The organism is Streptomyces sp. NPDC087901 (genome assembly GCF_044742205.1).
Classification (GTDB): Bacteria; Actinomycetota; Actinomycetes; order Streptomycetales; family Streptomycetaceae; genus Streptomyces.
Genome location: NZ_JBIUUC010000020.1, coordinates 89,246 through 97,336 on the forward strand (window position 1 = coordinate 89,246; position 8,091 = coordinate 97,336).

An 8,091-nucleotide genomic window follows, 5' to 3' on the forward strand; every position below is an offset into this window, starting at 1 on the left:
CTGCACACCGACCACGTGAACCCGAAGGAGAAACCCCTCATGAGTGACACCTACGACCGCCTGGTGACCCTGCTCGTCCGTGTCTGCGGCCTGGAGGCGGACGAGATTTCCCCGACCGTGACGTTCCGCGCGCTGGAGGTCGACTCGCTGGCCCTGGTCGAGCTGGGCCTGGCCGCGCAGCAGGAGTTCGACACCCCCATCGAGGACGACGACCTGGAGCTCGACGCCACGGTCGCCGAGGCCGCGGCCATGGTCGAGCGGAAGCTGGCGGACTCCATGGGAGTGACCGGCTGATGGCCGACACCAGGCCTCCTTTCGACGCCGCGGTCACCGGGATAGGCATGGTGACCGCGGCGGGCATCGGCACCTCGGCGTCGTGGAACCGCATCTGCCGGGGCAACAGCACGGCCGCCGTCCGGGTGCCCGCCCTGGCCGGCACCCGGGCGGACTTCGGCTGCGCCGTGGCCGACTTCGACGCGGCCGCGTCCCTCGGGCGGCGCAAAGCGCTGCGGCTCGACCGCAGCAGCCAGTTCGCGCTGGCCGCCGCGGCCGAGGCGCTGGCCGACTCCGGGCTGGACACCGCGACCTGGGACGGTGCGCGGGTGGGCGTGGTGCTGGGCAGCGGGATCGGCGGCGCCGCCACCTGGGAGGCGCAGCACGACGTCCTGCTGGAGCGGGGCTTCAACCAGGTGTCACCGATGCTCATCCCGATGCTCGCCGTGAACATGGCCGCCGGGTACGTGGCCATGGAGTGCGGCGCGCGAGGACCCAACTTCGTCACCGCGACAGCCTGCGCCTCGGGCACCACGGCCGTCGGAACAGCCCGTGAACTGCTGCGCTCCGGTGTGTGCGATGTCGTCATCACCGGCGGTACGGAGGCCTGTCTGGTGCCGTCCATCGTCTCGGGGTTCAGCCAGATGGGGGCGCTCTCCTCCCGCCGGGAGGCCCCGGGCGACGCCTCCCGCCCCTTCGACGTGGACCGGGACGGTTTCGTGCCCGCCGAGGGTGCGGCCGTCCTGGTGCTGGAGCGGCCCGCCGACGTGCGGGCCCGTGGCGGCCGCATCCACGCCATGGTCAGCGGGTACGGGGCATCGGCCGACGCCCATCACGCCACCGCCCCCGATCCCGAGGGAAGGGGGGCGGAGCTGGCCCTGCGGACGGCGCTGAGGGACGCCGGGCTGGAGGCGGCGGACATCGCCCACGTCAACGCGCACGGCACGTCCACGCCGCTCAACGACATCACCGAGGCCCGGCTGATCAGCCGGGTCCTCGGCGGCCGTCCCGCGGTCACCTCCGTCAAGGGCGTCGTGGGGCATTCGCTGGGCGCCGCCGGCGCCATCGAGGCGGCGGTCACCGCTCTGTCGGTGGAGCACCGGCTGGTGCCTCCGACGGCGAATCTGGAGAGTCCCGACCCGGCCGTGGACATCGATCTGGTGGCGAAGGCCGCGCGCGAGATACCCGCGGGTGCGGGGGTGAGCAACTCTTTCGGGTTCGGCGGGCAGAACGCGGTGCTCGTCCTCACCGCCGGCTGAGCCGCACGCCCGCATCCGGGTCAGGCCTGGGACAGGATCTCGTCGAACGTGTCCCGCAGCTGGGCACCGGGTTCCAGTCCCAGGTCACGGACCAGCCGCTGCCGGGTCCTGCTGTAGGCGTTGATGGCCTCGCACTGCCGGCCCGAACGGAACAGCGCGGTCATCAGCTGGCGGCAGAAGTGCTCACGCAGCGGGTGGCGCATGTGCAGCCGCTCCAGCTCCGGTATGGCGACCTGATGCATGCCGAGATCGAGCTGCGAGTCGATCCGCCGCTCCTGGGCGATGAGCCGCGTCTCCTCCAGATGGGCATACGCCATACGGCAGATCAGCCCCTGCCCGGTGTCGTAGAGGGCGGGGCCACGCCAGAGCGCCAGTGCGCTGTCCAGCGTGGCGAGCGCCGACTCCGGGTCGCGCTCCAGGAGCGGGGCCGCTCCCTCGACGAGCGCCGTGAAGCGCAGCGCGTCGACGTGGGTCCCGGGCACCTGCAGGCTGTAGCCGGCCGGGGTCGTCTGGACGAGGCCCCGGAGACTCTCCTGTCCGATACGGGTCACCAGCAGCCGGCGCAGCCTGGCGATGTGTCCTTGGAGGGAGTTGACGGCATCCCGCGGGGGGTGCTCCTCCCACAGTTCGTCGATGAGTTCGTCCCTCGACACGACCTTCCCCGGGGACAGGGCCAGGACCGCGACGATCGCCCGCAGCTTCTCGCCGGGCAGTCTGAATCGCACGTTGTCGTCGTCGATGATCTCCAGGGGGCCCAGCAGGGCGATGTACATGGATCGTTCCTTCCTCACAGAAGTAACTGCGCCGATTCCGGCGACGGGAGCGGACAGCGCACCCGGTGACGTCATCTGAGCTCTTCCTCGGGAGCGCTGTCGGCCCAGTGCGCGAACGACTGGGCCGCGTCGGACCGGCCGGCCACATAGCGAAGGGCCAGCCGCTCGATGTAGTCCGGCAGTTCGTCCGCCGTGACCTTCAGGCCGCGGAGTTTCCTGCCCACCCGTCCGTCGCTGTCGCGGGACAGGGCGAGCGATCCCCCGAGGTGGACCTGGAAGCCGTCGACCTGGCTTCCGTCCGGTCCGTTCATCACCTGTCCCTTGAGGCCGACGTCCGCGATCTGGGTGCGGGCGCAGGCGTTGGGGCAGCCGTTCACATTGATGCTGATGTCGATGTGCTGGTCGCGCAGGCGCTGTTCCAGTTCGGTGATGACGGTGGCCGCCCGCTGCTTCGTGTCGACGATCGCGAGCTTGCAGTACTCGATGCCGGTACACGCCATCGTGTTGCGACGCCACCCGGAGGGCTCGGCCTCCAGCCCGAGGCCGCGCAGCGCACGGACCAGCGACTGCGGCTGCGCCACGTCGAGGACCAGCAGCTTCTGGTGCGGCGTCAGGCGGATGCGCGTGGAGCCGTGGGCCCGCGCGACGTCCGCCAGGGCCGCCAGCACGGTGCCGGACGTCCGGCCCACCACGGGGGCGGCTCCGACGTAGAAGCGGCCGTCGCGCTGGCGGTGGACGCCGATGTGGTCGATGGGCCGGTCCGGCAGGACCGGCGGCGGCCCGTCCGCGAGGGGGTGATGCAGGTACTCGTTCTCCAGCACGGCACGGAAGCGCTCGACGCCCCAGTCGGCCACCAGGTACTTGAGCCGCGCGCGGTTGCGCAGCCGCCGGTAGCCGTAGTCCCGGAACAGCCGGGTCACGCCCTCCCACACTTCGGGCACGCGGTCCAGCGGTACCCACGCCCCGATGCGCTGCGCGAGCATCGGCGCGGTGGAGAGGCCGCCGCCGACCCGGATGTCGAAGCCTGGTCCGTGTTCGGGGTGCACCGCGCCCAGGAAGGCCAGGTCGTTGATCTCGTACGGGACGTCCGCAAGCCAGGTGACGGCGGACTTGAACTTCCGCGGCAGGTTCGACAGCTGCGGGTCGCCGATGAACCGGGCCGTGATCTCCTCGATGGCCGGGGTGGCGTCGATCAGCTCGTCCTCGGCGATGCCGGCCACGGGGCTGCCGACGACGACGCGTGGGCAGTCGCCGCACGCCTCCGTCGTGGAGAGCCCCACCTTCTCCAGGCGCCTCCAGATCTCGGGCATGTCCTCGATGCGCACCCAGTGCAGCTGGATGTTCTGACGGTCCGTGATATCAGCGGTGTCGCGGGCGAACTCGGTGGAGATCTCGGCGATCACACGCAGCTGGGCGAGGTCGAGGCGCCCGCCGTCGATGCGCACCCGGAGCATGAAGAACTCGTCCTCCAGCTCCTCCGGCTGCAGCGCTGCCGTGCGGCCGCCTTCGATGCCGGGCCGGCGCTGCGTGTAGAGGCCCCACCAACGGAAGCGGGACCGCAGGTCGGCCGGGTCGATGGTGGCGAACCCGCGGTGCGCGTACACCTCCTCGATCCGCTCCCGCACCCGCAGCGGGTCCTCGTCCTTCTTGATCTCCTCGTTGGAGTTCAGGGGTTCACGTTGTCCGTACGCCCACTGGCCCTCGGCGCGGGGGGCCGCCGGCCTCACACGCGCCGACGGCGAGCCGTCCGCTGTGTCCGTCATCCTCGGTGCCTCTCTGCGAATGGGTGGGGTGATCCGGGCAGCGGAGAGGGTCCGGGCGGCGGGTGAGATGGCCGCCCCCGGACCGATTCCGCGTGATCACAGCCTGAGCGGGGCCGAGACGGGAATGATCATTCCGCCCGGCAGCCACTCCGCGCCCTTGTGCTCGTGCGCCGGCATGCCCGGTACGTTCACCTCGGACGCGGCGAACAGCCGTACCGGCGCCCCGGGTTCCTCTCCTCGCTCGGCCGCCCACGCCTCGTATCCGGCGGCGCTGGGCAGCTCTCCCGGCAGGCGCCGGGACAGCGCGGCGAGGTAGGCGTTCGGTGCGGCGTCCCGCGGCGCGTACCGCAGCGCCACGACCTGTCCGGCGCTGGAGGTGAGCAGATCCGGTGAGAGCAGCCAGGGCGCCAGGTAGGTGCCCCGTGCGACCATTCCCGCGTCATCGACCGCGCGCAGGACCGTTTCTGCCCCGGTCCAGCCCGACACGATGACCACAGGCCGGCGGGTCTTGCCGGGGGCCGTCACCTTCATCTTCTTCTGTGCGGCAGCCGCCCGTACCTGTGCGGCGGCCGACCGGCTCCGTGCCGATCCGTCCTCCACCAGGGCGATCGCGGGTTCGCCCCGCTCCGCCAGGAAGTGCACGATCGCGCGGAGCGCGGAGGCGTCCTGCGCCGTGAGCCGGTCCGCCGGGCACGCCTCCAGGGGCTCGTCGCGCCCCGCGAGTACCGCTCCGACCGCGGCGCCCGCGCATTCGGGGCCGTCGGCGCCGCGCAGCGCTGCGGCCGGTCCGCCCGCACGGCTGCCGGTGTCGACCTTCAGGGACCCGTTGCGGGCCCCGGCCGACACGTACAGCGTGCTGGCGCCCTCGGGCAGCTCCACGCCGACCCATGACCGGCTGGATCCCGGCCGCAGGGTGCCCGCCGCCAGTGCGCCGGGGCTGAGCCCCGCCGAGGCCTGGGCCTCGCCGATTCCCACGAGGTTGAAGCCGGGCCGGTTGGGCACGACCACGACCGGCACCCGCTTGCCGCTCAGTTCCACCTGCTGCACCAGCGGCACACCCGGCGTCGTGGCCGTCTGCTCCCGGTCGTCGTTCCCGGTCACGGCCATCGCCAGCGTGACCACGCCTGCCACGACCGCCGCGGTCACGCCGATGACGGTCGAGCGCCGCCGCAGCCACCCGTACCGGAGGAGCAGGACGAACGCGGCCGCACCGGCCGCGAGCAGCAGTGCCCCCAGCGGGATGGCCTCGGCGGCTCGCATGGACAGTCCCAGCTGCCCGTGGCGAAGGGGGCCCGCCACGGGCAGCTGGAGCGAGCTGGCAGTCGTCACCGCAGGACGCCGTCACTCACCACGAAGAGCACGCCGTGCGGTCGTGCCTCACCGAAGTCGCCGTGCGGCCAGGACTTCCTGTTGAAGCTCACACAGGGGGCTCCGGTCACCTCGTCGCGGAACCTGGTGTCCATCGCGATGCCGGCGGTGCCGCCGAGGTTGAACATGCACACCCGGTGGTCACCGTCACCGCCGAACGCCCCGGCCAGGAAGTAGTTGGCCGTTGCCACCCGCTTGACCTTCGTGGCCTCGCGGTAGGTGCCGTCGTAGGTCTTCTCGAAGTTGTCCATCGCGCCCCAGTGCGGGCCGCCGTCGGTGGTGTCCCGGATGGGCACCGTGCCGACGAGTGCGGGACAGTCCGACTCCTTGCCGCCGTCGTAGACCTCACTGAGCTCGTCGACGCTGCACTTCGTCGCCGTGCCGCGGGCGAGGAGCTTCTGGATGTCCAGCACGTAGACCATGCCGGTCGTCCGGTCCAGGGGCTCTCCGTACGGCTTCGACGAACCCATGACCGTGTGGAACAGGTAGCGGTCGTCCGGACTGACCGCCAGCCAGCTGGAGTTGTCGCCGCCACCGGTGAGCGAACCGTCCGGGTGGAAGGTCTTGTACGCCGTGGTGTCGTCGAGCACTTCCTTCCACTTCGGCTCCGCCACCGTGATGTCCGGTGTGTAGAAGACCGCTCCACCCGTCATGGACGAGACGAAGGCACCCTTGTGGCCCGGCTTGTTGGTGAGCGCGGTCTCCATGAGCACGCGGGACTCACCGAAGATGGGGTCCTTCTCCTGAGCGGCCCTCGGCCCGTCCGGCACCTTCGTGACGGAACGCAGACGAGGATCGCTGCGGTCGCTGATGTCGAAGACCCGCACGGTCTGCCGCGCCAGGTCCTCTCGCAGCTCGACCTCGGGCTTCACGAAGTTGCGGGCTTCCACGAAGTCGCTCGCCACCATGATGCCGAGGTCCTCGCGCACCGCGATGCCGTGCGGGTTCGCACAGCTGGCCTCCGTCATCGTCGGCACGTTGCCGCACTGCACCGGGTCCTCGCCGCCCTTGACGGCCGCGGGGATCTCGGCGAGCGTCTTGCCGTCCTTGCCGATGTGGACGATCTCACCGGGCGACCCCGCCGCTCCGTTGCCCTCCCGCACCTCACCGTTGGTGTACGTACAGGGGCCGGTGACGTTCGGTCCGCCCATGTACGTGCCGTACGCCGTGCCGTCCTCGAGCACCTGGTAGGCGTCGGGAAGCGTGCCGCACGGGGTGTCGGTCGACGTGTTGACGCCCACGACGCTCAGGGCGGGCAGCGCCTTGGTGTCGAAGACGAACGTCGTGTCGGAGAGGATGCCTCCGGCGTACAGCCGGTCGCCCTTGTGCCACACGTACTGCATGTGGTGCGGCTCGTTGCCCTTGCCCGGCCCCATCGTGACCGTGTTGACGACATCGCCGTAGCTGGGTGAGCCGGGCGTCGCGTCGATCACGGTGAGGAAGTCCGGCGCCGTCGTGTCCGCCGGACCCGCCCAGGCGAGGAGCCATTCGCGGCCCTTGCCCTTGGCCGCGGGCAGCAGGTGGTTGGTCGCCGTGTACGTCGTGCCGTTGGAAGCGGCGAAACGGGACGTCGACTCGGTCACCGTCCGGCCCCGGGACGCGTCCGCGGACTGGGCGGGCCGGCCCGCCGCGGTGAGCATGCTGGTGGTCACGCCCACGGCCATGACACACACGAGCGCGCGTCGCGTGAACCCCCGTGGGCGTATTCGGGGAACTCTCATTCCGTAAGTGCCTCTCTCCTCGGTCTTTCGAACGCCCCGACGGCTGCGGACACGACTGATCAACGTGTCTGCAGCCGAGGCGATCCCAGAATGCAGCGCGCCGCGAATTCCCTACACGTACGGGGCAGCCGCTCAACTGGTCGGTGAATGATTCACCGGTACTATCGCAGAAGCCGCTGACTCAGCACTGACATGATGCAGATTCCGTCATTCCACTTTCCCGGAACCGGCCGCCATGTGGGAATTCCCCTGCGGTCAGCGGTATGTCAGCGTCATGTATGCGGCCGTTGCTACTGTGGCCACATTCGACGGACCGGCTGAATCCCGGCACTCGCCCGCTCACCCGGAGTTCGCCGTATCGCAATTGGCACAGCATGGGACAGGGCACAGATTCTCTTCACACCAGGAGAACTCGTGACTGAGCACACAAGAACATTCACCTGCCAGTACTGCAGTGAGGGAATTCTGGTGCCGTCCGGAGACAATCGCGCGAAATGGGAATGCCTGTCCTGCAGGACGCCCGTCACTCTGTCCTTCATGGGACTTCTCGGCCACATCATGCAAAGCGTGCCCCAGGGGGCCGCCGAATGACCGGTCGCCAGGAGCTGGCCGTGCGTGCGGGCCGGGAACTGGAGGACGCCTCCGCGCAGGAGGTCCTGGAGTGGGCGGTCTCCACGTTCGGCAGGGGGTTCTGCGTGACGTCGTCGATGGAGGACGCGGTCGTCGCCCATCTCGCCTCCCGGATCCTGCCCGGGGTGGACGTGGTGTTCCTCGACACGGGTTACCACTTCCCCGAGACGGTCGGCACGCGTGACGCGGTGGAGGCGGTGATGGACGTGAACGTCATCACGCTGACGCCGCGGCAGACCGTGGCCGAGCAGGACGCCGAGTACGGGGCGAAGCTGCACGACCGCGACCCGGACCTCTGCTGCAA

The 8,091-nt window shown here is 70.4% G+C and carries 7 protein-coding genes; 3 read left to right on the top strand and 4 right to left on the bottom strand.

The window, feature by feature from the left end:
• The first annotated feature begins 39 nt into the window (after positions 1 to 39).
• Together ACIOEW_RS37780 and ACIOEW_RS37785 are read left to right on the top strand one after the other, a co-directional pair.
• Positions 40 to 294, top strand: coding sequence for an acyl carrier protein (locus ACIOEW_RS37780; protein WP_362553393.1), 255 nt, complete (start codon positions 40 to 42; stop codon positions 292 to 294).
• Positions 294 to 1,532 (top strand): beta-ketoacyl-[acyl-carrier-protein] synthase family protein, encoded by a 1,239-nt coding sequence (locus ACIOEW_RS37785; RefSeq protein ID WP_362553396.1) that lies wholly within the window; start codon positions 294 to 296, stop codon positions 1,530 to 1,532. Before ACIOEW_RS37780 ends, ACIOEW_RS37785 begins: the two co-directional genes overlap by 1 nt.
• A gap of 20 nt (positions 1,533 to 1,552) precedes the next feature.
• Here the strand turns inward: ACIOEW_RS37785 and ACIOEW_RS37790 are convergent, their stop codons facing one another.
• The 4 genes from ACIOEW_RS37790 to ACIOEW_RS37805 form a co-directional block, all read right to left on the bottom strand.
• Complete coding sequence (locus tag ACIOEW_RS37790; protein WP_362553399.1) at positions 1,553 to 2,305, bottom strand: AfsR/SARP family transcriptional regulator; 753 nt, start codon at positions 2,303 to 2,305, stop codon at positions 1,553 to 1,555.
• A 71-nt stretch (positions 2,306 to 2,376) separates the two neighbouring features.
• The gene (locus ACIOEW_RS37795) at positions 2,377 to 4,068 is read right to left on the bottom strand and encodes a nitrite/sulfite reductase (protein WP_401969789.1); all 1,692 of its coding nucleotides are present in this window, start codon (positions 4,066 to 4,068) and stop codon (positions 2,377 to 2,379) included.
• Between the two features lie 96 nt (positions 4,069 to 4,164).
• Positions 4,165 to 5,397: a hypothetical protein gene (locus ACIOEW_RS37800; RefSeq protein WP_362553404.1), complete on the bottom strand. Its 1,233-nt coding sequence runs from the start codon at positions 5,395 to 5,397 to the stop codon at positions 4,165 to 4,167.
• Positions 5,394 to 7,088: a hypothetical protein gene (locus ACIOEW_RS37805; RefSeq protein WP_362553407.1), complete on the bottom strand. Its 1,695-nt coding sequence runs from the start codon at positions 7,086 to 7,088 to the stop codon at positions 5,394 to 5,396. The genes ACIOEW_RS37800 and ACIOEW_RS37805 overlap by 4 nt, the downstream gene beginning before the upstream one ends.
• Before the next feature lie 656 nt (positions 7,089 to 7,744).
• On the opposite strand from ACIOEW_RS37805, the gene ACIOEW_RS37810 reads away from it, so the two are divergent.
• Positions 7,745 to 8,091, top strand: a 347-nt coding sequence (locus ACIOEW_RS37810; RefSeq protein ID WP_401969791.1) for a phosphoadenosine phosphosulfate reductase family protein, incomplete at its 3' end; no start/stop codon positions are given.